Below are 24803 nucleotides of genomic sequence, written 5' to 3' on the forward strand. Positions count from 1 at the left end.
GATTCGATCTAGAAATCATTGAAGCCCAGCTCGCCCTGGGCCTGCTCCGGCTTCGGCCGCGCCGGGCGCTGGCGGGCCGGTGGCAAGGGCGTCTTGCGTGGCGCGCTGTTTTCCGCCTCCGGCTCCGGCGGCGGCAGGGCCAGGCGGCAGCTGCGCACCGTCCACCAGCGCGGCAGCAGCTGGCGCACTTCGCTGCGGCCGAAGCGGTCGTCGATCAGCCAGACCACGCCTTCGTCCTGCTGGGTGCGGATCACCCGGCCGGCCGCCTGCACCACCTTCTGCAGGCCGGGGTAGAGGTAGGTGTAGTCGTAGCCGTCGCCGAACTGGTTATGCATGCGCTGGCGGATTTCCTCGTTCACCGTGTTCACCTGGGGTAGCCCCAGGGTGGCGACGAAGGCGCCGATCAGGCGGTCGCCGGGCAGGTCGATGCCCTCGCCGAAGGCGCCGCCGAGCACCGCGAAGCCGATGCCGCGGCCGCCGTTGCGGAACTGTTCGAGGAAGCCCTCGCGCGCGGTCTCGTCCATGTTGCGCGCCTGCACCCAGACCGGCACGCCCGGCTCGTCGCGGACGAAGCGTTCGCGCACCTGCTCCAGGTAGGCGTAGCTGCTGAAGAAGGCCAGGTAGTTGCCCGGCCGTTCGTGGTACTGGCGCGCCATCAGCTCGCAGATCGGCCGCACCGACTGGGCGCGGTGCTGGTAGCGGGTGGACAGGTTGCGCACCACCTGCACCTCCAGCTGCTCGGCGCGGAACGGCGACTCCACGTCGATCCAGGCGGTGTCCTCGGGCAGGCCCAGCAGGTCGCGGTAGTAGTGCGCCGGCGTCAGGGTGGCGGAGAACAGCGTGCAGCTGTGCGCCTCCTCGAAGCGCGGGGCGAGGAAGGGCGCAGGGATGACGTTGCGCAGGCACAGCGTGGAGTAGACGCGGCCGCTTTCGCTCTGGCGGCGGGTGATGTCGAACAGCGAGTGCTCGCCGAAGGCCTCGGCCAGGCGGCAGAAGGCCATGGCGTCGAGGTAGAAGCTCAGCAGCTCCAGGCTGTTGCCGTCGGGCTGCTCGCTGAGGTGGTCGGTGATGGCGGTCACCGCCTTCTGCAGCGCGAGGATGAACAGCTCCGGGGCCAGCGGGTAGACCTGGTATTCCAGCTCCTGGTCGCGGTGCAGCTGGTTCCAGTGGCGGCCGACGCGTTCCAGCGCGCCCTTGAGCTTGGCCGGGGCGACGCGGCGCAGGTCCTGGAAGTCGGCCTGGTCCAGCTCGCCGGTGTACATCTTGCGCCCGCGCTCCACCAGGTTGTGGGCCTCGTCCACCAGCAGCGCCACCTTCCATTCGTTGAGCGCGGTGAGGGCGTAGAGCAGGGCGCTCATGTCGAAGTAGTAGTTGTAGTCGCACACCACCACGTCGGCCCAGCGGCTCAGTTCCTGGCTCAGGTAGTAGGGGCAGATGGCGTGCTCGCGGGCCACCTCGCGGACCCGCGCCTGGTCCAGCCAGGCGCCGTCAAGGGCGGCCAGGCGCGCGGCCGGCAGGCGGTCGTAGAAACCCTTGGCCAGCGGGCAGGAGTCGCCGTGGCAGGCCTTGTCCGGGTGTTCGCAGGCCTTGTCGCGGGCCACGTGCTCCAGCACCCGCAGCGGCAGCTCGGGCTCGTCCTGGCGCAGGCTGGCCAGGGCTTCCAGGGCCAGGCGCCGGCCGGGGGTCTTGGCGCTGAGGAAGAACAACCGGTCCAGGCCCTGGCCGGGCATGGCCTTGAGCTGCGGGAACAGGGTGCCGAGGGTCTTGCCGATGCCGGTGGTGGCCTGGGCCATCAGGTGGCGGCCGTCGCGGGCGGCGCGGTACACCGCCTCGGCGAGCTGGCGCTGGCCGTGGCGGAACTGCGGCCAGGGGAAGCGCAGACCTTCCAGGGCTGTATCGCGGGCCGCGCGGTGGGCCATCTCGCGTTCGGCCCAGACCACGAAGCGCTGGCAGTGCTCCTCGAAGAAGGCGTGCAGTTCGTCGGCGCTGAAGCTTTCCTGGAACACCGTTTCCTTCTGCGTCATGACGTTGAAGTAGACGACCGCCAGGTCGATTTCCTCCAGGTCCTGCAGGGCGCAGAGCAGCCAGCCGTAGACCTTGGCCTGGGCCCAGTGCAGCTGGCGGTGGTTGTCGGGGATGCGCGAGATGTCGCCGCGGTGCGTCTTGATCTCTTCCAGGCAGTTGCGCGCCGGGTCGTAGCCGTCGGCGCGGCCGCGCACCAGCAGGTTGCGGTAGGCGCCGGCCAGCGGCAGCTCGGCGAGGTAGCCGGGGCCGCGGCGGCCGACCACGGTGGCGTGGCCGGCCATGCCTTCCTGGGCGCTGGGCGAGGGGGTGAAGCGCAGGTCGAGGTCGCCGACCTTGGCGGTGAACTCGCAGAGGGCGCGCACCGCAACCTGGTAGTTCATTCCGCCGGCTCCCCGGCCCAGGTCACGTAGCAGACCTCCACCGGCATGCCGTGCTCGGCGCAGAAGGCCAGCCAGCGCTTCTGGTTGTCCTGCAGGCGGTCGCCGGGGCCCTTCACCTCGATCATCCGGTAGCCACGCTCGGCGGGGTAGAACTGGATCAGGTCGGGCATGCCGGCGCGGTTGGCCTGCAGGTCCTGCAGCAGGCGGCCGAACCAGGCCTTCAGGTGCGCCGCCGGCAGGCAGGCCAGGGCCTGTTCCAGCAGGTTCTCGTCCAGTAGCTCCCAGAACACGAAGGGCGATTGCAGGCCCTGCTTCTCGCGGTGGATGCGGCGCATTTCGTCGGCGTAGGCGCCGCTGTCGAGCAGTGCCAGGCGTGCTGCGAACAGCTCGGCGCGGCGGGCGCGGAACCGGCTGTCGTAGAGGTCCGCGGGGCCGGCGTGGAAGGGGTGGAAGAAGGCGCCGGGCAGCGGGGCGAAGACGGCTTCCCAGCAGAGCAGGCCGAACAGGCCGAGGACCAGGGTGTTCTCCACGTAGTGCACCGGCGCTTCGGGGCGGGCCAGGTGCAGTTGCACGCACTGCTCGACGCTCAGGCCGGGCTGCGGCTCCAGTTCCAGGTCGATGCGTGGCGGCGGCGCGGCCTTGGCCTTCGCCGGCTGGGCGTGGCCGAGCTGGCGGCGCAGGCGCACCAGGGCGCGCTCGATCAGCTGCGCCTCGGCGGCGTCCTGGGGTTGGGCCGCGGCCTGCAGGGCCAGGTCGTAGGCTTCGGCATGGCGCTCCAGGCGCTCCAGCACCCGCACCTGACGCTGGCGGGCGCTGGCGTGCTCGCTGGCGGCATAGACCTGCAAGGCGCCTTCCCAGTCGGCCTCGCGCTCCAGTTGCTGGCCAATGTGGAACAGCACGCGTCCGCGGCGGCGCTGCAACTGGGCGGTGCCGCAGTCGACGCTGGCGATCAGCGGCAGCAGTTCCTGGGCGGCGGCGCCCAGGTCGAAGGCTTCGCGGCAGCGTTGCAGGAACAGGTGCGCGTCGATTTCCTCGCGGCTGGCGAAGCCGCGGGACTCGCGGGTCAGCGGCACCGTCTCGTAGCGCAGGATGCCCAGGTCGGTGAGGACGAATTCGGTCCAGTCCTGGTACAGGTTGCCGAAGAACATCAGGCGCAGGCGCTCCACCTGGGGCGCGATGGCCAGGCTGTAGACCGCCTCGTCCAGCTGCGGGCACCAGTCAGCGAAGGTCCGCGGTGCGGGTTCGGCCTCGGCCAGTTCGGCCAGCAGCTCCGGCTTGCGCAGCTGGCGGCTGGACAGCTGGGCGCCGAAGCAGTCGAGGATTTCGTCCTTGCGCAGCAGGCCGAAGAGCTCCTCCAGGCCCAGCGCGGCGGCGCCATCCAGCCAGCCGGCCTCCAGCAGCGGCGCGGCGGCCCGGCGCGGGCAGCCGATCTCGGCGTAGTCCAGCTTGCTGGCGCGAAAGTGCGGGCCCTTGCGCATGATCAGCCGCACCAGCAGGGCGCGGGCCTCCAGCGGCATGGCCTGGAAGTCGCGGAGGAAGGCGCGCTCGGCGGTGTCGAAGAGGTCGTCGTAGCGTTCTTCCAGCCAGGCGAGGGCGCGGTGGAAGTTGGCCAGGTAGTAGAAGCGCGGGTCGGTCTGGAAGGGCATGGGCGAGGGCAGGGGCTGTATCTTTATACAGATATCAGGTGGGATGGGGATTGGCAATCGGTGGGGGATGGGCGGGGGCGGCGCCAAGGCGGATCGCGGACGGAGTCCGCTCCTACTCCATGAGCGAGCATGGCTTTTCGTAGGGTGGTGTTGAGCGAAGCGATACCCATCCTACGAAGAGCGCCTCGGTGCGGTCCGCAGGGAAGCACGGCCGTAGGAGCGGACTCCGTCCGCGATGGGCCCAGCCCCGCGCCGGTTTCGCCCGGTATCGCAAAACGCGGCTTAAATTCTCCCGCCCCCGGTCGCCCTGCATTTCAAATCCCCCGCACGACGAGGTCGGGTATGCGCCAGCACAACCGTATCGTATTTCGCTCCATGTTCCGCATCCGCGTGCTCGACGCCGGCGGCGAGCTGCTCGGCTATGTCGCCGACCTTTCCGAAAGCGGCCTGAAGATCCGCTGCGACGTGCTGCTGGCGCCGGACAGCCAGCTGGAGCTGCGCCTGCGCATGCGTGACCGCGAGGAGCGCATGCGCGAGGCGCAGGTGAAGGTGCGCTGCGTGTGGTCGGGGGAGAACGCCCAGACCGGCCAGTACGAGGCCGGCCTTGCGCTGGAGCAGCCTTCGGTTTCCTTCAACGAGCTGATGACCGAGCTGCGCGCCGGGCGTCGCAGCCCGACGCCCAACTGATCAGCCGAGGGTGCCGAGGACGTTCACCGCCACCCGCTCGGGTATCTCGTTCTGCGACAGCACGTGCAGCCCCGGGCTGAAGACTCTTGCATAACGCGCCAGCAGCGGGCGCAGCTGTGGCATCACGGTGAGGATCGGCGGGTGGCCTTCCTTGCGCAGCTTCTCCTTCACCACCGGCATGGTGTTCTGCAACTGGTTGAGCAGGTTCGGCTCCACCGGAATGTTGTCCAGGCTCACCGGGCCGGCCTGCTGGGCGATGGCCAGGGCGCTGAGCAGGGTGTTCTCCAGGTTGTTGTCGAGGATGAACACCGACAGCTCGCCGCGCTCCCCGGCGATGCCCGAGACGATGCTGCGGCGCAGCGCGTAGCGCACGTCGGAAGCCAGCAGCACCGGGTCCTTGGTGGTCTCGGCGGCTTCCACCAGGGTGGTGGCGATGCTCACCAGGTCGCGCAGCGGCACCTGTTCCTGCAGCAGCTGGCGGTACACCCGGTGCTGCAGACTGAAGCTCAGCTGCGCGCGCAGGTGCTCGGCGAGCTTCGGCGCCTGGGCCGCCAGGCGCTGCATCAGGTGCTCGACGTCGTCGTGCTTGAAGATGTCCGGCAGGTGCTCGCGGATCACCTTGTTCAGGTGGGTGGCGATGACGCTGGCGCAGTCGATCACCTGGTAGCCGAGGTTGAGCGCGCGCGGCTTGTCCTCCGGGCGGATCCACACCACCGGCATCAGGTAGGCCGGGTCGTGGCCGAGGATGCCGTCGACCTCGCCGTAGGTTTCCGCCGAGGGAATGGCCATCAGGCGGTCGGCGTGCAGCTCGGCGCCGTCGATGCGCTCGCCGCTGATGTGGATGGCGTACTGCGAGGCCTTCAGCCGCAGGCTGTCGCGGATGTGGATTTCCGGCAGCAGGAAGCCCAGGCTCTCCGACAGCGTCTGGCGCACCCCGCGCACGCGCTGCACCAGGGGCGCGCCGCCGGCCTCGTTGACCAGCCCGACCAGCTTGTAGCCCAGGGAGATGGACAGCCGCTCCACCAGCGGGATGTCTTCCCAGCCCAGCTGCTGGGCGCGCTCCTGGTCCATGGCCTTGCCGATGGCCTCGACCTGCTCCAGGCTCTGCGCCTCGCCCGGCGGCTCGGCCAGGGACACGCGCCAGGCGACGAAGGCGATCAGCGCGGCGAAGCCGAAGAACGCCAGGTGCGGCATGCCGGGGACTATCGCCAGCACCGTGACGATGCCCGCCACCGTGTACAGAAGCGAGGGCGAGGCGAGCATCTGCCGGCGCACCAGCGCGGTGATCTCCGCCGACTCGTTGACCCGCGTGATGATGATCGCCGCCGCGGTGGACAGCAGCAGCGCCGGGATCTGCGCCGCCAGGCCGTCGCCGATGGTCAGCAGGGCGTACTGGCGGAAGGCGTCGGCGCCGGCCATGGCGTAGACGAACACGCCGATGGCCACGCCGCCGAACAGGTTGATCAGCAGGATCAGGATGCCGGCGATGGCGTCGCCGCGGACGAACTTGCTGGCGCCGTCCATGGCCCCGTAGAAGTCGGCTTCCTTGGACACCTCGGCGCGGCGCTTCTTGGCCTCGGCCTGGTCGATCAGGCCGGCGTTGAGGTCGGCGTCGATGGACATCTGCTTGCCCGGCAGGGCGTCCAGGGTGAAGCGCGCGGTGACTTCGGAGATGCGCTCGCCGCCCTTGGTGATGACCATGAAGTTGATGATGGTGAGGATCACGAAGACGATCAGGCCGACAATGAAGTTGCCGCCGATGACCACGTGGCCGAAGGCCTCGATCACCTTGCCGGCGGCCGCCGAGCCGGTGTGCCCGTCGAGCAGCACCACCCGCGAGGAGGCCACGTTCAGCGACAGCCGCAGCAGGGTGGTGACCAGCACCACCGTGGGCAGCAGCGAGAAGTCCAGCGGGCTGCGCGAGGACACGCTGACCATCAGCACCAGCAGGGCGATGCCGATGTTGAAGGTGAAGAGCACGTCCAGCAGCAGCGGCGGCAGCGGCAGGATGATCATCGCGAGGATGGAGAGGATGACCAGCGGGATGCCGATCCGCCCGCTGCGCAATGTCGGCAGGAGCTGCTCGAGGAAGTTCATGGTTGGCCTCTGCTTGCCAGGCTGTCGGGGATGGGGAGGTTCTTGGCCAGTTCCGGCTTGCGCTGTCTTCGCCCCTGGCGGTAGGCGCGCAGCTGCAGGATGTAGGTGAGGACGTGGGCCACGGCGGTGTACAGCCCGGCCGGAATCTGCTGGTTGACCTGGGTGCTGAAGTAGATGGCGCGGGTCAGCGGCGGCACCTCCAGCACTTCAAGATTGTGCTTGGCGGCCATCTGGCGGATGTACAGGGCCATGTCGTCCATGCCGCGGGCCAGCACGTAGGGCGCTTGGGCCTTCTGCGGGTCGTACTTGAGGGCCACGGCGAAGTGCGTCGGGTTGGTCAGCACCACGTCGGCCTTGGGCAGCACGCGGTTGATCTGGCGTTGCAGCAGCTGGCGCTGCACCTGGCGGATGCGCGCCTTCACTTCCGGGCGGCCTTCCTGGGTCTTGTGCTCCTCGCGGCGCTCTTGCTTGGTCATGCGCATGCGCTTGCGGAACAGGAAGCGCTGCAGCGGGATGTCCAGCAGGGCGAAGAACACGAACACCGCCAGCAGGCCGATCAGGGTGTCGAACAGCAGGCCCAGGGCGCCGCCGATGGCGCTGCGGATGTCGCTGCGCTGCAGGGCGATGAGCTGCGGCAGGGCATCTAGCAGCAGGTACCAGGCCACGCCCAGCAGCACCGCCATCTTCAGCAGCGACTTGAGCAGCTCGGTGAGGTTCTGCAGCGAGAACATCCGCGCCAGGCCCGTGATGGGGTTGAGCTTGCTGGCCTTGAACGCCAGGTTGGCCGAGGCGAATATCCAGCCGCCGGGGACCATGCCGAAGGCCACCACCAGCAGCGGGGTGAGCAGCAGCGGCAGCAGCAGCTGGACCATCAGCCAGATGTGCTGGCCGAGGATCAGCGCCAGGTCGTCCAGGCCCACCTCGCTGCGGTTCAGGTCCAGGTAGGCGAAGCGGAAGCTGTCGGCCAGGCCGTCGAAGAAGCGCCCGACGCAGGCCTTGAGCACCAGCAGGGTGCAGAGCAGCGCCACGGTGCCGGCCAGGTCCTTGGAACGCGGCACCTGGCCCTTCTGCCGGCTCTGGCGCAGCTTGTGCTCGCTGGCCTCTTCGGTCTTTTCCTGGGAGCCGCCCTGTTCAGCCATGGCCGGTGCCTCGCAGCAGCTGGCCGAGGTTGTCGAGCAGCGTGCGGGTGAGCTGCAGGTAGGTGTCGGGCAGGCCCGGCAGGGTCAGGCGGATGCACGCGAGACCGGTGAGGATGGCCATGGGGAAGCCCAGGGAGAACAGGTTCATCGCCGCCGAGATGCGGTTGAGCAGGCCGAAGCAGAACTGCACGAGGAACATGCAGAACGCCAGCGGCAGGCTGATCAGGGTGGCCGCGGAGAACACCCAGGCCAGGGCGTAGGCCAGGGTGGCGAAGCCGGCGTAGGCCAGGCCGCCGCCCACCGGCCAGTAGTGGAAGCTCTGGTAGAGCACGCTGACCACCAGCAGGTGGCCGTCGCTGGCGAGGAACAGCAGGGCCAGCAGCAGGAAGTACAGCTGGCCGACCACCGAGGACGAGGACACGCCGTTCACCGGGTCGTTGTAACGCGCCATGGCCATGCCCATCTGGGTGGACACCACCTCGCCGACCAGGCTGAAGATCACGAACACCAGCTGCAGCGCAAGGCCCAGTACGGCGCCCACGGCGATCTGCTCCAGCGCCGCCAGCAGGCCTTCGGCCGACAGCGCCTCGATGGCCGGCGGGCGGGGCAGGGCGCCGGCCAGCGCGAGGGTCAGGCCGATGGCCAGGAGGATACGCACCTGGCGCGGCAGCGAGCGGTGGTTGAGCAGCGGCGCCATGGCGAGCATGGCCATGATCCGGCAGAACGGCCACCAGTAGCGCTGCAGTTCCTGCAGGTACTGGCTGGCCTGCAGCAGCGACTCGTTGGCGTGCATGGCTAGCCGACCAGGTGCCCGGCCTGCTTGAAGGTCTCGATGAACAGGTCGCTGAGGGTGCGCAGTATCCAGTGCCCGGCGAACACCAGCATGCCCAGGGTGATCAGCAGCCGCGGGAGGAAGCTGAGCATCTGCTCGTTGATCTGCGTGGCGGCCTGGAAGATGCTCACCAGCAGGCCGCCGAGCAGGCTCGGCAGGACCAGCACGCAGACCACGATGGCGGTGATGTGCACGGCGTTGGCGATGATCTCGACGGCGTATTCCGGGGTGAGCATGGCGGCCTCAGAACGGCTGGATGCTGGAGGTGAGGGTGCCCATCAGCAGCGCCCAGCCGTCGACCAGGACGAACACCATGAGCTTGAACGGCAGCGAGATCATCATCGGCGAGAGCATCATCATGCCCATGGCCATGAGCACGCTGGCCACCACCAGGTCGATGACCAGGAAGGGCACGAAGATCATGAAGCCGAGCTGGAAGGCGGTCTTCAGCTCGCTGAGCACGTAGGCCGGCAGCAGCAGGGAGAAGTCCAGGTCGGCCTTGTCCGCCGGCATCTTCTCACCGGCCAGGGCCAGCAGGGTATCCAGCGAGGTCTTGCCGGTCTGCGCGAGCATGAAGCGGCTGAGGCTGGCCTTGGCCTTGCCCAGGCCTTCCTCCAGGGTGATGGCATCGGCCTGGAAGGGCTCGTAGGCCTCGGTGTACACCTCCTTCCACACCGGGCGCATGACCAGCAGCGTCATGCACAGGGCGATGCCCACCAGCACGTTGTTCGGCGGGCTCTGCTGCAGGCCCATGGCCTGGCGCAGGATGGCCAGCACGATGATGAAGCGGGTGAAGCTGGTCATCATCAGCAGCATGGCCGGCAGCAGCCCGAGCAGCGTCATCACCACCAGGATCTGCAGCTTCACGCTCAGTTCCTGGCCGTGGCCGGTGTCGTTCAGGCTCAGCAGGGAAATCTCGCCGCCGGCGGCCAGCACCACGCCGGGCAGCATGCCGGCCAGCGCCAGGCCCAGGGCCAGCCAGTGCCGCGCGCGCTTCATCGGGCCAGGTCGTCCAGGCCGGCGCCGCACAGTTCCAGCACGCGCAGGCCGTAGTTGCCGTTCATCACCACCACCTCGGCCTTGGCGAACAGCGCGCCGTTGACCTTCAGGTCCAGCGGCTCGCCGGCCAGCTTGTCGAGGACGATGACGCTGGAGGCGTCGACTTCCATCAGCTCCTTCAGGGAAATCTCGGTGGAGGCCACCTCCAGGGTGAGGTTCACCGGGATCTTGCCGAAGAAGCTCAGGTCCTGGCGCGGCGCGGCCAGCGCCTCGGGGCTGGCCGCCGGCGCCTCGTCCAGGGCCAGGCCGGCGTCGTTGAGGAGGTTGTCCAGTTCGCTGTCGGTGACTTGGCTCATGGGCTTTTCACGCTCTCAAGGGAGGTCAGGAAGAGGCCGCCGTCTTCTTCGAAGAGGGTGCCGCGGAAGAGTTTCTGCTGGTTCACCTGCACCTCGCAGCGCTCCAGCAGGCGCACCGGCAGGATGTCCCCGGGGCGCAGCTGCAGGGCCTGGGCCAGCGGCATCTGCAGCGCGGCGATGACGCAGTCCAGGCGCACCGGCAGGTGCAGCAGGTGCTGCGCCGGGCTGCCGCCCAGGCGCGCCGGCGGCGGGCCGGCCAGGCGGGTGGTGAGCGCGTCGGCCAGCTCGGCGTCCAGGTAGATGAACAGCGAGGCCTGGCTGCCGGTGATGTGGCTGAGGAAGTGGAACTCGGCCACGTACTCCCAGCTCGCCAGCTCGTAGTCGTTGTCGTGGGGTGTCAGCTCGCCGAAGGTGTCGCCCAGCAGCAGCGAGCGGGCGAACAGCTGGGTCACGTCCACCCCCAGGCGCTTGCGCATGCGCTGCTCGGAGGTGCTGATCGGCGGGGTGTCGTGGCTGGGCAGCGAGGTGCCGCCGTAGTAGCACTCCAGGGCTTCGGTCAGCAGCGGGCGGTCGATGGCGAAACCGACCTTGCCGGAAGGGCAGCGGAAGATGCATTCGGCCGGCCGCGGCGCACTTTCCTGGACGTCGACTTTCTGCAGTTCCAGGTTGATGCGGTAACTACGCAGGAAATAATCGCTGATGATGCGCGGATGCTTGTGGGCGATCTCGCGAATATATTGCGGAACCTTGTGGTAATGCCGGCCCAACTTGTGCGGCTGCAGGCGCACGAGTCTTTCCGAGGGCACGCCGTGGTGGACTTTGGATTGGCCAGTCATGGGTTGGGTCGACTTCCGGAAGTGGGGCTGCGCAGGTGTTCGCCGGTGCGTGGCCGGGGGCTGCGCGGGGCGAACCTTGGGTGCTCGCCGCGGGCACCGGTTCGGCGCGCGGCAGAGCCTGCGGATGGGGCGGAAGTCTAGGCAGGCGGGCCCTGGCGGTTAAATCAATAGATATCAAATGAGGTTTTTGATCGTCATTCCCGCGCGCCTGAGCGGATTTGACGACAACTGACTCGGCGGTCGCCGTGTGCGCTGGTTAACGTTGCGCCTGTGACGAGGTTCTGCTGGAAAAGTTCCCTCGCACAGTTGAAGGGCGACAGGAAAAAGTCATTCCTTAAGGCCCCCTTCGTAATAAAAGGGAAGGCGTTCGGTAATTCCTTCCTATAGCGGCCGGAAGTTCATTCGGCCACTGCCTGCCGGCAAATGAAAGTTCATCGCCGCCATGGCTTCGATGGAATAACCGAGTGCCGTCCCGAGGGCGGTCCAGACGCAGGAAAGTTGCATTGAAACAGTTCAGTCAATTGGCCAGTTGCAATGAAGAAGCCAGCCTGGCGGCGCAACAGGTGGTGATCGTCGGCGGCGCCGGCGAGATCGGCCTGGACCTGCTCAATGACGGCTTGGCGCGCCTGGGCCGGCGCGTGCTGCGGGTGAAGAGCGCGGCCGGGCTGGACGCCGTCGACCTCGCAGCCTGTGGCCCGGTCTTCGTCTTCGCCGAGCGCCGCCCGCAGCGCAGCTTCCCGCAGATCGGCGAACTGCTGCAGCGCGTGCCGCAGCTGAGCCTGGTGCCGGTGGTGGAATACGCCGACCAGGAAATGGCCGCCCAGCTGCTGGAGATGGGCTGCATCGACTACCTGCTGGCGCCCTTCAGCGAGAGCCAGTTGGCCGCGCTGCTGCACCGCCAGGAACAGGCGGCGGTGGCCGGCGAGGGCTTCGTCTCGCAGTCGCGCGCCGGGCGCCGCCTGCTGGCGCTGGCCCAGCGCGTGGCGCAGACCCGCGCGCCGATCCTGATCACTGGCGAGACCGGCACCGGCAAGGAGCTGATGGCGCGCTACATCCACCGCTTCTCCGCCGAGCCGCAGGCGCCCTTCGTGGCGGTGAACTGCGCCGCCATCCCTGAGCAGATGCTCGAATCCATCCTCTTCGGCCACGAGCGCGGCGCCTTCACCGGCGCGGTCAGCGCCCAGCCGGGCAAGTTCGAGCAGGCCAACGGCGGCACCCTGCTGCTGGACGAGATCGGCGAACTGCCCCTGGGCCTGCAGGCCAAGCTGCTGCGCGTGCTGCAGGAGCAGCGCGTGGAGCGCCTGGGCGGGCAGCGCGAAATCCGCCTGAACGTGCGCGTCATCGCCGCCACCAACCGCGACCTGCAGGAAGAAGTCAGCGCCGGGCGCTTCCGCGCCGACCTGATGTTCCGCCTCGACGTGCTGCCGCTGCACATCAGCCCGCTGCGCGAGCGCAAGGACGACATCCTGCCCCTGGCGCAGCGCTTCATCCAGCAGTACGCGCCCCAGGAGCGCCACGCCGAGCTGCTCACCGAAGCGGCGCGGCAGGCCCTGCTGGCCCACGACTGGCCGGGCAACGTGCGCGAGCTGGAGAACGTCATCCAGCGCGCCCTGGTGCTGCGCGCCGGGCTGTTCATCCAGCCGCGCGACCTGGGGCTCGCGCCGCCGGCCGAGCAGCTGGCCAGCGTGGCCGCGGCGGTGCCGCTGCCGGGCGAGGGCGGCAAGGCGGCCCTGCGCGCCAGCGGCAAGTGGGCCGAGTACCAGCACGTGATCGATACCATCCGCCGCTTCGGCGGGCACAAGACCAAGGCCGCGGAAAGCCTCGGCATGACGCCGCGGGCCCTGCGCTACCGCCTCAACGCCATGCGCGAGCAGGGCGTGAACCTGTCCTTCTGAAACGAGAGTCGCCATGAACCCCATCGAGCAGGCCCGCAGCGAGATGCTCGGGCAGATGCAGCAATTGCGCGCGCTGTCGGCGGCGCCCATCCGCCCGGCCAGCGAGGCCCCCGGCGCCGAGCCGGGCTTCGGCAACGCCTTCGAGGACGCCCTGCGCGCCGTCGACGCCCAGCAGCACCAGGCCAGCGAGGCCATGGCCGCGGTGGACGCCGGGCGCAGCGACGACCTCGCCGGCGCCATGGTCCAGGGCCAGCAGGCCAGCGTGTCCTTCAGCGCCTTGCTGCAGGTGCGCAACAAGCTCACCACCGCCTTCGACCAAGTCATGAACATGCCGCTGTGACGGCGCACAAGGGCTGAACCGTGCTGCAGAAGATCAAAGACCGCCTGCCCCTGGACAAGCTGCGCCTGGACCCGCGCCTGAGCCTGCTGGGCCTGGCCGGCGGCGCCGCGCTGCTGGCCCTGGGCAGCACCTGGTACCTGTGGCGCGACCAGGGCGCCTTCCACCCGCTGTACGGCGCCGGCGAAGCCTACCCGGCGGCCGAGGTGATGCAGGTGCTGGACGCCGACAGCATCGCCTACCGCCTGCACCCGCAGAGCGGCCAGGTGCTGGTGCGCGACGACCAGCTGGCGCGGGCGCGCATGTTGCTGGCGGCCAAGGGCGTGAAGGTCGCGGTGCCGGCCGGCTACGAACTGTTCGACAAGGACGAGCCGCTGGGCACCAGCCAGTTCGTCCAGGACGTGCGCCTGAAGCGCAGCCTGGAGGGCGAGCTGGCGCGCACCGTGATGGCCATGGAAGGGGTGCAGCAGGCCCGCGTGCACCTGGCCATCGACCAGCAGAGCTCCTTCGTGGTCAGCCAGCGCGAGCCGGCCAAGGCCTCGGTGATGCTGCAGCTGGCCCCGGGCTTCCGGCCCAAGCCGGAGCAGGTGGCGGCGGTGGTCAACCTGGTGGCCAACAGCGTGCCGCAGCTGCAGCCGGAGAACGTCAGCGTGGTCGACCAGCACGGCGTGCTGCTCTCCCGCGGGCTAGCCGCCTGGGGCGGGGTGCAGCAGAACGGCCAGCTGGTGGACGACTTCCAGCAGAAGGCGGTGGCCAACGTCGAGCAGGTGCTGGCACCCATCGTCGGGCCGGGCAACTACCGCGTCAGCGTGGCCGCCGACATCGACTTCAGCCAGAAGGAAGAGACGCTGCAGAGCTACGGCGACACGCCGCGCCTGCGCCGCGAGACCCTGCGCGACGACAGCACCCTGGACGAACTGGCCCTGGGCGTGCCCGGCTCGCTGAGCAACCGCGCGCCGGTCAAGCCGCCGGAGCCGCAGCAGGGCCAGGGCAACGCCCAGGCCGGCGCCGCCCAGGCCAGCAACACCCAGGACAAGGCGGCCACCTCGCAGCGCAAGGAATCCAACCGTCAGCTCGACTACGACCAGAACATCACCCACGTCAAGCACGCGCCCTTCAACCTGCGCCAGCAGAGCGTGGCGGTGATGATCAACGCCGCCGCGGCCCCCGAGGGTGGCTGGAGCGAGGAAACCCGCAAGCAGCTGGAGCTGGCGGTGAAGAACGCCGTGGGCTTCAACGCCGCGCGCGGCGACAGCCTGTCGCTCTCGGTGCTGCCCTTCGTCGCCGCCGCGCCGCTGGACGAACCTGTGCGCTGGTGGGACGACGCCCAGCTGCAGGGCTGGGTGCGCCTGGGCGTGTTCGGCCTGGTCAGCCTGTTGTTGCTGCTGCTGGTGGTGCGCCCCGCGGTGCGCAGCCTGACCCAGCGCAAGCCGGCGCCGGCCGCGGGCGAGGAGGGCATGGGCACGCTGCTGGGCAACGAGCACGGCGAACGCCTGCTGGCGCGGGTGGGTGATGCGCCGCGCGCCCTGGGCGTGTTCAGCGAACTCAACCCGCTCTCGGAAATCCGCCTGCCGGCGCCGGGCTCGGGCCTGGAACACCAGATCGAGCACCTGCAGATGCTCGCCAAGAACGATCCCGAGCGGGTCTCCGAAGTGATCAAGCAATGGATAGGGCGCAATGAGCGAGACCTCAACCCCGTCGGCTGACGAAGCGCGCGTGCCGGTGCGCCGGCGCGCCATGAGCTCCATGGAGCAGGCGGCGATCCTCATGCTGAGCATGGGCGACGAGACCTCGGCCGGGGTGCTGCGGCACTTCTCCCGCGAGGAAATCATCAGCATCAGCCAGGCCATGGCGCGGCTGAACAACGTCAAGCTGCCCATGGTGTCGGACGTGATCGGCCGCTTCTTCGAGGACTACAAGGAGCAGAGCAGCATCAAGGGCGCCTCCCGCGGCTACCTCGCCGGCATGCTCGGCAAGGCCCTGGGCAGCGACATCACCCGCAGCCTGCTGGACAGCATCTACGGCGAGGAAATCCGCGCCCGCATGGCCCGCCTGGAATGGCTGGACCCCAAGCAGTTCGCCGCCCTCATCGCCAACGAGCACGCGCAGATGCAGGCGGTGTTCCTCGCCTTCCTGCCGCCGTCGATGGCCAGCCAGGTGCTCGAATGCCTGCCGGCCGAGCGCCAGGACGAGCTGCTGTACCGCATCGCCAACCTCAGCGAGGTCAGCGGCGAGGTCATCGCCGAGCTGGAGCAACTGATCGACCGCAGCCTGGCGGTGCTCTCCACCCAGGGCTCGCAGGTGCGCGGCATCAAGCAGGCGGCGGACATCATGAACCGCTTCAAGGGCGACCGGAACCAGATGTTCGAGCTGCTGCGCAGCCATGATTCCGGCCTGGTGGAGCGTATCGAGGAAGAGATGTACGACTTCTTCATCCTCTCCCGGCAGAGCCAGGACACCCTGCAGGCGCTGCTCGAAGCCATTCCCCTGGAAGAGTGGGTGGTGGCGCTCAAGGGCGCGGAGCCGGCGCTGGTCAAGGCCATCCAGGGCGCCATGCCCAAGCGCCAGGCGCAACAGATGGACGCCATCAAGCGCCGCCAGGGCCCGGTGCCGCTGAGCCGCGTCGAGCAGGTGCGCCGCGACATCATGGCGATGGTCCGCGAGCTGGCCGCCGAAGGCGAGATCCAGCTGCAGCTGTTCCGCGAACAGACGGTGGAGTGAGGCGCCCATGACGGTCAAGGTGATCCGCGGCGGCGCCCGCGACTGGCGGCCGTACCGCTTCCCGCCGCGCTGCAGCGGGGCGTTGCAGGAACAATGGCAGGGCGGCGACCCGGCCGAGCTGCAGAAGGCGGTGGCCGACGGCTACCAGCAGGGCAGCGACAAGGGCTACCGCGAAGGCCTGGAGCAGGGCCGCGAGGCCGGCCATGAAGAAGGCTTGCGCCTGGGCCGCCAGGAAGGCCTGCGCCAGGGGCGCGAGGAAGGCCGCGAAGAGGGCCGCCGCGTCTTCGAGACCGCCGCCCAGCCGCTGGACCGGCTGTGCGAGGAATTCCGCCGCTTCGCCGAGGCCTTCGAGGCGCAGCGCCGCGAGCAACTGCTGGAACTGGTGCAGAAGGTGGCGCGGCAGGTCATCCGCTGCGAGCTGACGCTGCACCCCACGCAACTGCTGAGCCTGGCCGACGAGGCCCTGGCGGCCATGCCGGAACAGCCGGACAGCGTGCAGCTGCTGCTCAACCCCGAGGAATGCGCGCGCATCCGCGAGCTGGCGCCGGAACGCGCCGCCGCCTGGCGCCTGGTGCCCGACGAGCGCCTGGCCCTGGGCGAATGCCGCCTGCTCACCGCCGAGGAAGAAACCGACATCGGCTGCCAGCAACGCCTGGACAGTTGCATGCAGGTGCTCGGCGAACACCTGCTGGGCGACGACTGACGATGGCCCTGGGCGAAAGCTTCAGCCTCGACGTCGACCAGGCCCTGCGCTCGCTGGACTCGGTGCAGCTGGCCAAGGTCAGCGGGCGCCTGGTGCGCGTCTCCGGGCTGCTGCTGGAAAGCCTCGGCTGCCGCCGCGCCACCGGCCAGCGCTGCCTGGTGGAACAGGCCGACGGCAGCCTGCTGGACGCCCAGGTGGTCGGCTTCAACCGCGACACCACCTACCTGATGCCGTTCAAGAAGCCGGTGGGCCTGGCCGCCGGCTCGCGGGTGTTCCCGGCCGAGGAACAGGCCGCGCTGCGCATCGACGAATCCTGGCTGGGGCGGGTGGTCAACGGCCTCGGCGAACCCCTGGACGAACGCGGCCGCCTGGGCGGGCGCGACGCGCTCTCGGCGCAGCTGCCCACGGTCAACCCGCTCAAGCGCCGCCCGGTGACCGAGGCGCTGGACGTCGGCGTGCGCGCCATCAACGCCCTGCTGACCCTCGGCAAGGGCCAGCGCGTCGGCCTGTTCGCCGGCAGCGGGGTGGGCAAGAGCGTGCTGCTGGGCATGATCACCCGGCAGACCAAGGCCGAAGTGGTGGTGGTCGGGCTGATCGGCGAGCGCGGCCGCGAGGTGCAGGAGTTCATCCAGCACTCCCTTGGCGAGGAGGGCCGACGCAAGGCCGTGGTGGTGGTGGCGCCGGCCAACGAGTCGCCGCTGATGCGCCTGAAGGCCACCGAGCTGTGCCACAGCATCGCCGCCTACTTCCGCGACCAGGGCCGCGACGTGCTGCTGCTGGTGGATTCGCTGACGCGCTACGCCATGGCCCAGCGCGAGATCGCCCTGGCCCTGGGCGAGCCGCCGGCCACCAAGGGCTACCCGCCGTCGGTGTTCGGCATGCTCCCCGAACTGGTGGAAAGCGCCGGCAACGGCGTGGCCGGCAGCGGCAGCCTGAGCGCGCTGTACACGGTGCTGGCCGAGGGCGACGACCAGCAGGACCCGATCGCCGACAGCGCCCGCGCCATCCTCGACGGCCACATCGTGCTGTCGCGCCGGCTGGCCGACGTCGGCCACTACCCGGCGATCGACATCGGCGCCTCGGTCAGCCGCTGCATGGCCCAGGTCGGCGAGCCGGCGCACCTGCGCGCGGCGCGGCAGTTCAAGGAACTGCATGGCAGCTACGAGAAAATCCGCGAACTCATTCCCCTGGGCGGCTACACCGCCGGCCTGGACGCCCGCACTGACCGCGCCGTGCAACTGGCCCCGGCGCTGGAGCGCTTCCTGCGCCAGGAAGTCAACGAAGGCGCCGACCTGGCCGCCAGCCTCGAACACCTGCAACAGGCCCTGCGGCTATGAAGGAACAGATCGACACCCTGCGCCGCTTGGCCAGCGTGCGGAGCAACCGCGTGCGCGAGATGCTCGGCCGGGTGAACTACCAGCGCGGCCTGTGCCAGCGCTACCGCAACAACATCACCGGCCTGACGCGCCTGTGCGGCTTCGTGGTGCCCACCAGCACCGAGCTGCAGCGCGGCAACCAGCAGCAGTACAAGGCCACGCTGTTCAGGATGCTGGCCCTGCAGAAGCGCGAGCTGGAAGTGGCCGAGCAGACGCTGGAGCGCATCCAGGGCGAGCTGCTGCAGGCCATGCGCGGCGAGAAGGTGCTGGAGCAGGTCATCGAATCGCGCCTGGAGCAATGGCAGACGCAACTGGCGCGCCAGGAGCAGAAGATCCAGGACGGCCTGGCGGCGCAGAGCTGGTGGCGGAGCCAGGGCGCATGAGGCAGCATTTAAGTTCTTCGCCGAGCCGGTCGCCTGTCGGTCGGTAGAACCCCTTTTTTCTGGACGCGAACATGGAAATCACCCGGCAACTCAAGCCCGTCATCGGCGCCCCCGCGCAGAGCGCCGCACCCCAGCGCAGCCAGCGCGAGGAAGCGGCCCGCCCCGCCGCCCAGGCGCCGGCCGGCAGCGGCGCGCTGCCGCTGGAGCAGGTCCAGGAAGCCCTGGGCGCGCTGCCGGAAGTGGACCTGGACAAGGTCGCCGCGATCCGCGACGCCCTGGCCCGCGGCGAAGTCTCCCTCGACCCCGGGGCGCTGTCGCGCAGCATGCTCGACTTCCACGGCGGCGGTGCATGAGCGAAAGACGCGCCCGCCTGCTGCAACTGATCGAGGCCGACATCCGCCTCGACCGCGCGGACTACCTGTACCTGCGCAGCGCGCTGCTGGACCTGCACGACCAACTGCTGGCCCGCGACAGCGAAGCCATCGCCCGCAGCAACACCCGTATAGGCGAACTGGTGGAAGCCGTGCGCCAACGCGCCGACCGCCGCGCCAAGGTGCTCCAGGCCTTCGGCCTGGACATCGGCCGCGCCGGCATGCAGCGCCTGCTCGAACACTTCCCCGGCGCCGGCCGCCAGCCCCTGCAGCGCGACTGGCAGGCATTGGCTGAGCAGGTGGAAGAGTGCCGCCTGCTCAACGAACGCAACGGCCGCCTGCTGGCGATGCACAACGAGATCATCGGCCAACTGCTGGCGGGGCAGGGTGGGCACGGGGTGTATTCGCCGGAGTATTGAGGCTTGCCTTTCGCGGCGCCTTCGGGCGCCGTTTTTTTGCCTGGGCTTTGGCTTTTCGTAGGAGCGAGCTTGCTCGCGAAGGGTGTTGCCCGGTGGCTCCAGTGTTGGGCCCAAGAGCGCCCTCTCCCCAACCCTCTCCCGCAAGCGGGAGAGGGGGCTGTCCGCTGCGCGCTGTGGGTTCGGCGTAATCCTGTGATTGCAGCTGAAGTGGCTCGAGGTATCAGGAGTGGGCCGGGCTTCCAACTTGCTCCGAACGGCCCCCTCTCCCAGAGGGAGAGGGGGCCGTCCTGAGTTGCCGGAGAGTCCGGAGTCATCCTGATCCAATCGTGGACAGAGTCCGCTTACGTTGCGGGTGGGCACGGCTTCTCGTAGGAGCGAGCTTGCTCGCGAAGGGTGTTGCCCGGTGGCTTCAGTGTTGGGCCCAAGAGCGCCCTCACCCCAACCCTCTCCCGCAAGCGGGAGAGGGGGCTGTCCTGAGCGGTTTGTAGGTCTGGCACCGTCCTTTCACCTCGTCATTCCCGCGAACGCGGGACGCGGCTCCATCGCGAACAGCGCTTGCGCTGGCTCGAAGGGGAATAACCCAGTGACTGCAAGGTTCGCGAGCAAACTGCAGTCACAGGATCACGCCGAACCTGCAGCGCGCAGAGGACAGCCCCCTCTCCCTTCAGGGAGAGGGTTGGGGAGAGGGCGCTCTGAAGCCACCGGACAACACCCTTCGCGAGCAAGCTCGCTCCTACGAGAAGCCATGCTCGCCTGCAACGCGGACTCTCGATCATCCGTCGTTGAAAACGGTTTTTACCTGGCCACCAGGGAGGCACCGCGCCTGGTTTTCCCCCAGCGCTTGCCTACGGCAAGGTGGCTGGCCAGCGCCCCGACGGCCGTATCACTGACGGTCGGACAGGTCGGACTCGGCCCAGTCGATCGCCGAAACCGGTACGGCCACGGCGCGCCCGGAGGCATAGAGCGCACAGAACATCGACGAGCACTCGATGATCCTGAAGTCTCCGCTTCGGCCTTTCGGGTCGCTCAGCTCGACCCTCGGGGCATTGACGAAGCCGGCCTTCAGGTCCTCCGCCGCGACCTTCTTGCCAATGGCGTAGAAAGGGGAGATGGAAAGCGACAGCAGCAGGGCGATCATGAACATCAGCGCGAATACGCTGTAGCTGACGGTGAATAGCCAGAACAGGTAGAGACCGGCCTCCTTGACGTACTCCGAGAGCAGCCGGTTCTGCCTTGACGCGCTGCGGCGGCTGTCCAGCCTCTTGCCCAGCCGGGTCAGCATCACGCTCATCGGCGCCATGATGAGCACGATCACAAGAGCCATGCCCAGGACCAGGCCGTAGTGCTGCTCCAGCAGCCCGAGGACCCCTTTCAGGCCGGCGAGCATTGCATGGAACCAGCCGATGACTGCGCTTATCAGCGTCGAGGCGGTGTCCTGGGGAAACATCGAGGGCTCGAGCTTGAAATAGCCCAGGTAGGCATCGTGATAGGCCTTGCCGTTGAGGTACAGGATCGGCAGGCTCGCCGCGGTGACGAGGGGGCCCAGCAAGGACAGCATCCTGGCGGACGGCTTCGGTTTCTGTGCCTGTTCCCGGGCTTCGTTCTTTTCCATGGCGGTCAATTCGTGACTCCTTGTATCGTGGGGATTCAATGGGGGGAGCGGAGGTAACAGCCGCCACCTTCCTCGGCAGCGATGCGCAGGCAGAGCCCGTCCACGCGCAGGGCGCGGTCGCGGAACAGTTCACCCAGGCCGATGACTGCCTTGGGCTTCAGCACCACCTTGCCACCGACGCGCCGCCAAGTGCCCTTGGCGTATCCATCGGCGGCGCCATAGGCGACATTGCCTTCGAAACTGCCGTCTGCGCGCAGCCGCAGCAGCGAGCCCATTTCCATCACGCCTTGCAGCGTATACAGGCCGGCGAGCGCTTGTGTTTCCCGGTCGGGCTTGTCCGTAGTGCACGCGGATAGAAGAGGGAGCGCCAGGGCGAATAGCAGTGACTTTTTCATGATTCCTTTTCCGTGGAGTTGTGGCTTCACCATGAGCCGTAGGGGATGCCGTGCTTATCGACATAGGCGCGGGATTCAGGCTCCAACTCCGGCCATGCGTAACGTCCGCCAGACTTGCCTTCATCAGGGCCGCGCTTGTCGATCTTGGCCTGGAAGCGCCCGATCTCCTTGAACGCCAGGCAGGGGCCGCCAAGCCAGACTTTGGCGATGCCGCCAGGAGCCATGCCGATGGAAATTATCTTGGCGAAGTCGGGTTCCACTTTTCGGGCCGCTACGCAGTAGGCTTGCTGCGGCTTGACCATCTCATCGCGAACCCATTGCGGGATATTGATGCGTACGTTGTAGGTCTGGGGTTCTACCAACGACTGCCAGCGTACGAAGATGATTTCCGGCAGGTCGACATTGCCGATGGGCTTCATTTTTCCTCCGCCCTTGTGCCAGCCTTCCGGTTTGCTGGTATAGCTGACTACGCCTGCATGTACGCGCTCAAACGCTAGTCCTCGCTGATCCACCACATCCACGCTTTCTACCCAGACTTCCATGAAGCGGGGTGCAGCTATGGCAATGTACCAGGCATCGTAGGGCAGTTTGGGGCGGCCTTGAGAAGACGTGCATCCGCTAAGGAGCAGGACGAGAAAACAGAAGTAGAAGTTCTTCATGCGGGATTCCCTTCACCATGATCCATAGGGAATGCCATGTTCTTGGATATACTTGCGAGCGGCTTCGGTAGGTGGCCGGTAGTACTCTCCATCGGACAGTCCTTCATTAGGGCCACGCTTATCGATCTTGGCCTGGAAGCGCCCGATCTCCTTGAACGCCAGGCAGGGGCCACCGACCCATATTTTGGCGATGCCGCCGGGAGCCATGCCGATGGAAATACTGTCGCGGTAGCCTGTTTCCCAGACCTTGCGTCCTATGCAGTAGGCCTGCTGCGGCTTGACCATCTCATCGCGAACCCATTGCGGGATGTTGATGCGCACGTTGTAGGTCTGGGGTTCTACCAACGACTGCCAGCGCACGAAGATGATTTCCGGGAGGTCAACATTACCGATGGATTTCATCGAACCTCCGCCGTTATGCCAGCCCTCCGGCTTTCGGGTGTAGCCGGCTACTCCAGCATGCACACGTTCAAATGCCAGCCCTCGTTGATCCACCACATCTACGCTTTCCACCCAGACTTCCATATAGCGGGGAGCGGCTATGCCTATGTACCAGGCATCGTAGGGTAGCTTGGGGCGGCCATAACCGTTCGCACAGCCGGTCAGCGTCAGGATGAGTAGACCTACCCAGAGAGGTTTCATTCCGGGTAGTCCTCCTGCGGTTTGTTATTGAATATCAGCCGTTTGTTGGGTGCTGGTTTGCTCAGCAGCAACCCTGAGTTAGGCGTCCAGTGGGCAGAAAGGTGGATGAAGCGACTCCAAAGCAGTTGGTTCTCTTCCAGGGTTAAGGTATTCGTTCCGCCCAGGGCATAGGCCAGAATCTTCTCCGAGATGGGCTGTAGATCCGTTGGTAGTTTGAAATGGGGAGTTTTCTCGCTGATTTCGTCGAAAGGTACCTGGTGGTGAGTTGCCAACTTATGCATTACCCGCAAGGCTACCTTGGATAGGTCCCCGTATACCTTGCGCTGAATTGCCAGAGCGACCATTACCTTTTCGGTCTGGCTGTATCTGTCGCCTGGCGACTCCGGGATTTTCCAGTAAATAGGGGCTACCTGCACGCTGGTGGAAATTCGCCCTGTCTCCCATTTGTAGGCTTCCGCCTCCAGGCGTTGCCAGGCCGAAGTCCGCTCCAGGGGGCGATTGGGTGTCAGCACTAAGACCTGTGGCTTGCTCAGCAGCGCCTTTTCCTCCACCTGCGGGAGGTAGCCGCCGCCGATATCGGAATGCGCGCCAGGCAGTTCGATTTCCTGGTGATGGGGCGCCACGCTGTTCAGGGCGAAGTTCCAGCGGCGTTCGTCGCGGGCGCTGAGCTGCAGCACCTTGCGGGCGCAACCTGGTGGCAGGTAGAGGTTGACGCCAGGGTTGAGATGGTTGGCTGGGCTGAAATCGCCGCGCCAAGGCGCGACTATGGCGGCGACGGTATCGAACAGGCCTATGAAGTTGGTCTGTACATCGGTTTCCCAGTCGAAGCTATCAGGCAGACCGAATTGCCCGGGTTTCAATGCTTCTGCCAAAACCCCGCCCTGGGGCTTGAGTATTTCATTGGCGAAGTGCCGTGCTGCTGCCGCCCCTCGGCTGAAACCAAAGATATCGAACTCCAGTTTACGTACTAGGGTGCCAGGATTGACTTGTAGGAAAAAATCAATTTGACGCCGAATTTTGTCCAGGCTTTGCCTTACTCGACTTATCACCCCCGAGTCGCCTTGGCCGCTGGCTTGGCTGAACAATGAATCATCACCTTCGCTGCTGGTACCTATTCCTTCCATATATGTCTTCACATACCCCAGTCGTGCATCAGGTGTCAGTGCGTCGGTTGCATTGTCCGTATACAGATCGAAGAGCAACGCCACATTGCTCGGCGCATTGCCATAGCTGTTATTGGGCGTGGTGCTGAATACGCCTGCCTCGTTCATGTCCTTGAAGCCATATCGGGCGCAGTGCTGGGCGACGCTTTGCAGGGTTTCGTCGCTGTAGAGTTCGCGGTCGTCTCGGCGGCATTGGGCGGTCAGCGCGGCGTTCGCCTGGTTGTTGCCGGTGCCATCGAAGAACACGCCGATCCGCAGGGTGATGCCGGTTTCCTCCTTGGCTTCCTCCAGTTCCTCTTCTTCCTCCTCTTCCTGGAGTTCCGCCTCTTCCAATGCCTGGGCCAGGGCGGATGGCTGGGCGCGGGCCAGCAGTTGGCCTGCCAATGCGCTGGCCGCTGCGGCAGGTAGCCAGGGGCCGCGAAGACGCAGGCCCGAACCGCTGCCCGGCGAGCCGCCGGCGTTGATCTTCGCCAGCGGACCGAACACGGTGACGCCGCTGGGGTCGAGCTTGATGAAGCTGCCGCCGGCCTTGAGGGTCAGTTCCTGGCCGGCCTCGATCACCAGTTTCTGCCCGGCCTTGAGGTGGATTTCCCGGCCGGCGCGGGTCAGTTGGGCGTTGCCCAGGCGGATGTGCTGGTTGTTGGCCACCGCGAGGTGGTCGTCGAGCTTGGCTTCCACCTTGCGGTCGAGGTGGATGGTCTGGTGCTCCTCGGCCTTGAACTCGCTGTAGGCGTTGGCTTCCACGGTGTCGTGGCGTTCGTGGCCGACGCGGACCTTCTGGTCGTGCTCGATGTTTTCGTCCCAGTCGCGCTGGGCATGGATGAAGATCTGTTCCTGGCCCTTGCGGTCCTCGATGCGCAGTTCGTTGTAGCCGCTGCCGCCCGGCGAGCTGTTGCTCTTGAACAGGGTGCGGGTCTTGTGGGCCGGCAGTTCGTAGGGCGGCAGGTGCTCGGCGTGGTACAGGCAACCGCTGACCAGCGGCTGGTCCGGGTCGCCTTCGAGGAAGTCCACCAGCACTTCCATGCCGAATGTAGTTTCTGTGGCAATAACTCAAGATAGCGAGAGGAATGAGCGTTAAAAAATCGTCTCGACTTTCACCCTCATTACCTGCGACAGCACCTAGTCTATGC

At 67.3% G+C, this 24803-nt stretch carries 24 protein-coding genes; 10 read left to right on the plus strand and 14 right to left on the minus strand.

What is annotated here, in order from left to right; translation table 11 throughout:
• Positions 1 to 8: 8 nt before the first annotated feature.
• A complete protein-coding gene (locus tag BM060_RS18715) occupies positions 9 to 2405 on the minus strand; it encodes an ATP-dependent DNA helicase (RefSeq protein ID WP_074981801.1) in 2397 nt (798 codons plus the stop codon).
• On the minus strand, positions 2402 to 4051 hold the full coding sequence (locus BM060_RS18720; protein WP_074981803.1) for a VRR-NUC domain-containing protein: 1650 nt from the start codon (positions 4049 to 4051) through the stop codon (positions 2402 to 2404). The genes BM060_RS18715 and BM060_RS18720 overlap by 4 nt, the downstream gene beginning before the upstream one ends.
• A gap of 342 nt (positions 4052 to 4393) precedes the next feature.
• Here BM060_RS18720 and BM060_RS18725 point away from each other — a divergent pair, with 342 nt between their 5' ends.
• The gene (locus BM060_RS18725; RefSeq protein WP_074981806.1) at positions 4394 to 4738 is read left to right on the plus strand and encodes a PilZ domain-containing protein; all 345 of its coding nucleotides are present in this window, start codon (positions 4394 to 4396) and stop codon (positions 4736 to 4738) included.
• Here the strand turns inward: BM060_RS18725 and BM060_RS18730 are convergent, their stop codons facing one another.
• From BM060_RS18730 to BM060_RS18760, 7 genes are read right to left on the minus strand one after another with little or no spacing between them, the layout of a single operon-like run.
• On the minus strand, positions 4739 to 6835 hold the full coding sequence (locus tag BM060_RS18730) for a flagellar biosynthesis protein FlhA (protein ID WP_074981808.1): 2097 nt from the start codon (positions 6833 to 6835) through the stop codon (positions 4739 to 4741). It lies immediately after the preceding gene.
• On the minus strand, positions 6832 to 7974 hold the full coding sequence (locus tag BM060_RS18735) for an EscU/YscU/HrcU family type III secretion system export apparatus switch protein (protein WP_074981810.1): 1143 nt from the start codon (positions 7972 to 7974) through the stop codon (positions 6832 to 6834). The genes BM060_RS18730 and BM060_RS18735 overlap by 4 nt, the downstream gene beginning before the upstream one ends.
• Positions 7967 to 8767: a flagellar biosynthetic protein FliR gene (gene fliR / locus BM060_RS18740; protein ID WP_074981812.1), complete on the minus strand. Its 801-nt coding sequence runs from the start codon at positions 8765 to 8767 to the stop codon at positions 7967 to 7969. Before fliR ends, BM060_RS18735 begins: the two co-directional genes overlap by 8 nt.
• A gap of 2 nt (positions 8768 to 8769) precedes the next feature.
• Positions 8770 to 9042 carry a flagellar biosynthetic protein FliQ gene (locus tag BM060_RS18745; RefSeq protein WP_009622793.1) on the minus strand — a complete coding sequence of 91 codons (273 nt, stop codon included), beginning with the start codon at positions 9040 to 9042 and terminating at the stop codon, positions 8770 to 8772.
• A 7-nt stretch (positions 9043 to 9049) separates the two neighbouring features.
• Entirely contained in the window at positions 9050 to 9805 is a 756-nt protein-coding gene (fliP, locus tag BM060_RS18750; RefSeq protein ID WP_074981815.1) for a flagellar type III secretion system pore protein FliP, read from the minus strand.
• A complete protein-coding gene (locus tag BM060_RS18755) occupies positions 9802 to 10161 on the minus strand; it encodes a flagellar motor switch protein FliN (protein ID WP_074981817.1) in 360 nt (119 codons plus the stop codon). Before BM060_RS18755 ends, fliP begins: the two co-directional genes overlap by 4 nt.
• Positions 10158 to 10997 (minus strand): FliM/FliN family flagellar motor switch protein, encoded by an 840-nt coding sequence (locus BM060_RS18760; protein ID WP_074981819.1) that lies wholly within the window; start codon positions 10995 to 10997, stop codon positions 10158 to 10160. Before BM060_RS18760 ends, BM060_RS18755 begins: the two co-directional genes overlap by 4 nt.
• A gap of 503 nt (positions 10998 to 11500) precedes the next feature.
• Here BM060_RS18760 and BM060_RS18765 point away from each other — a divergent pair.
• The 9 genes from BM060_RS18765 to flgN all read left to right on the plus strand — a co-directional run bounded on the left by BM060_RS18765 (position 11501) and on the right by flgN (position 19202).
• Entirely contained in the window at positions 11501 to 12892 is a 1392-nt protein-coding gene (locus BM060_RS18765) for a sigma-54 dependent transcriptional regulator (RefSeq protein WP_074981821.1), read from the plus strand.
• A gap of 13 nt (positions 12893 to 12905) precedes the next feature.
• A complete protein-coding gene (gene fliE / locus BM060_RS18770; protein WP_064582861.1) occupies positions 12906 to 13232 on the plus strand; it encodes a flagellar hook-basal body complex protein FliE in 327 nt (108 codons plus the stop codon).
• A gap of 20 nt (positions 13233 to 13252) precedes the next feature.
• The gene (fliF, locus tag BM060_RS18775; RefSeq protein ID WP_074981823.1) at positions 13253 to 14935 is read left to right on the plus strand and encodes a flagellar basal-body MS-ring/collar protein FliF; all 1683 of its coding nucleotides are present in this window, start codon (positions 13253 to 13255) and stop codon (positions 14933 to 14935) included.
• Positions 14907 to 15950: a FliG C-terminal domain-containing protein gene (locus BM060_RS18780; protein WP_009622780.1), complete on the plus strand. Its 1044-nt coding sequence runs from the start codon at positions 14907 to 14909 to the stop codon at positions 15948 to 15950. Before fliF ends, BM060_RS18780 begins: the two co-directional genes overlap by 29 nt.
• A 7-nt stretch (positions 15951 to 15957) precedes the next feature.
• A complete protein-coding gene (gene fliH, locus BM060_RS18785) occupies positions 15958 to 16653 on the plus strand; it encodes a flagellar assembly protein FliH (RefSeq protein WP_009622779.1) in 696 nt (231 codons plus the stop codon).
• Positions 16654 to 16655: 2 nt separating this feature from the next.
• The gene (fliI, locus tag BM060_RS18790; protein ID WP_043271849.1) at positions 16656 to 17990 is read left to right on the plus strand and encodes a flagellar protein export ATPase FliI; all 1335 of its coding nucleotides are present in this window, start codon (positions 16656 to 16658) and stop codon (positions 17988 to 17990) included.
• Positions 17987 to 18412: a flagellar FliJ family protein gene (locus tag BM060_RS18795; RefSeq protein WP_009622775.1), complete on the plus strand. Its 426-nt coding sequence runs from the start codon at positions 17987 to 17989 to the stop codon at positions 18410 to 18412. Before fliI ends, BM060_RS18795 begins: the two co-directional genes overlap by 4 nt.
• A 71-nt stretch (positions 18413 to 18483) precedes the next feature.
• On the plus strand, positions 18484 to 18765 hold the full coding sequence (gene flgM, locus BM060_RS18800; RefSeq protein ID WP_074981825.1) for a flagellar biosynthesis anti-sigma factor FlgM: 282 nt from the start codon (positions 18484 to 18486) through the stop codon (positions 18763 to 18765).
• A complete protein-coding gene (gene flgN / locus BM060_RS18805; protein WP_074981828.1) occupies positions 18762 to 19202 on the plus strand; it encodes a flagellar protein FlgN in 441 nt (146 codons plus the stop codon). Before flgM ends, flgN begins: the two co-directional genes overlap by 4 nt.
• 883 nt (positions 19203 to 20085) lie before the next feature.
• Here flgN and BM060_RS18810 read toward each other — a convergent pair.
• From BM060_RS18810 to BM060_RS18830, 5 genes are read right to left on the minus strand one after another with little or no spacing between them, the layout of a single operon-like run.
• Complete coding sequence (locus tag BM060_RS18810) at positions 20086 to 20823, minus strand: hypothetical protein (RefSeq protein WP_074981831.1); 738 nt, start codon at positions 20821 to 20823, stop codon at positions 20086 to 20088.
• A 26-nt stretch (positions 20824 to 20849) separates the two neighbouring features.
• Positions 20850 to 21209, minus strand: coding sequence for a hypothetical protein (locus tag BM060_RS18815; protein WP_074981833.1), 360 nt, complete (start codon positions 21207 to 21209; stop codon positions 20850 to 20852).
• Positions 21210 to 21235: 26 nt separating this feature from the next.
• Positions 21236 to 21868: a DUF2931 family protein gene (locus BM060_RS18820; RefSeq protein WP_074981835.1), complete on the minus strand. Its 633-nt coding sequence runs from the start codon at positions 21866 to 21868 to the stop codon at positions 21236 to 21238.
• Positions 21869 to 21880: 12 nt separating this feature from the next.
• Positions 21881 to 22510: a DUF2931 family protein gene (locus BM060_RS18825; RefSeq protein ID WP_074981837.1), complete on the minus strand. Its 630-nt coding sequence runs from the start codon at positions 22508 to 22510 to the stop codon at positions 21881 to 21883.
• A complete protein-coding gene (locus BM060_RS18830; protein WP_074981840.1) occupies positions 22507 to 24696 on the minus strand; it encodes a bacteriophage T4 gp5 trimerization domain-containing protein in 2190 nt (729 codons plus the stop codon). Before BM060_RS18830 ends, BM060_RS18825 begins: the two co-directional genes overlap by 4 nt.
• Positions 24697 to 24803 lie beyond the last annotated feature (107 nt).

Origin of the sequence: Pseudomonas citronellolis (genome assembly GCF_900112375.1) — a bacterium.
GTDB lineage: Bacteria > Pseudomonadota > Gammaproteobacteria > Pseudomonadales > Pseudomonadaceae > Pseudomonas > Pseudomonas citronellolis.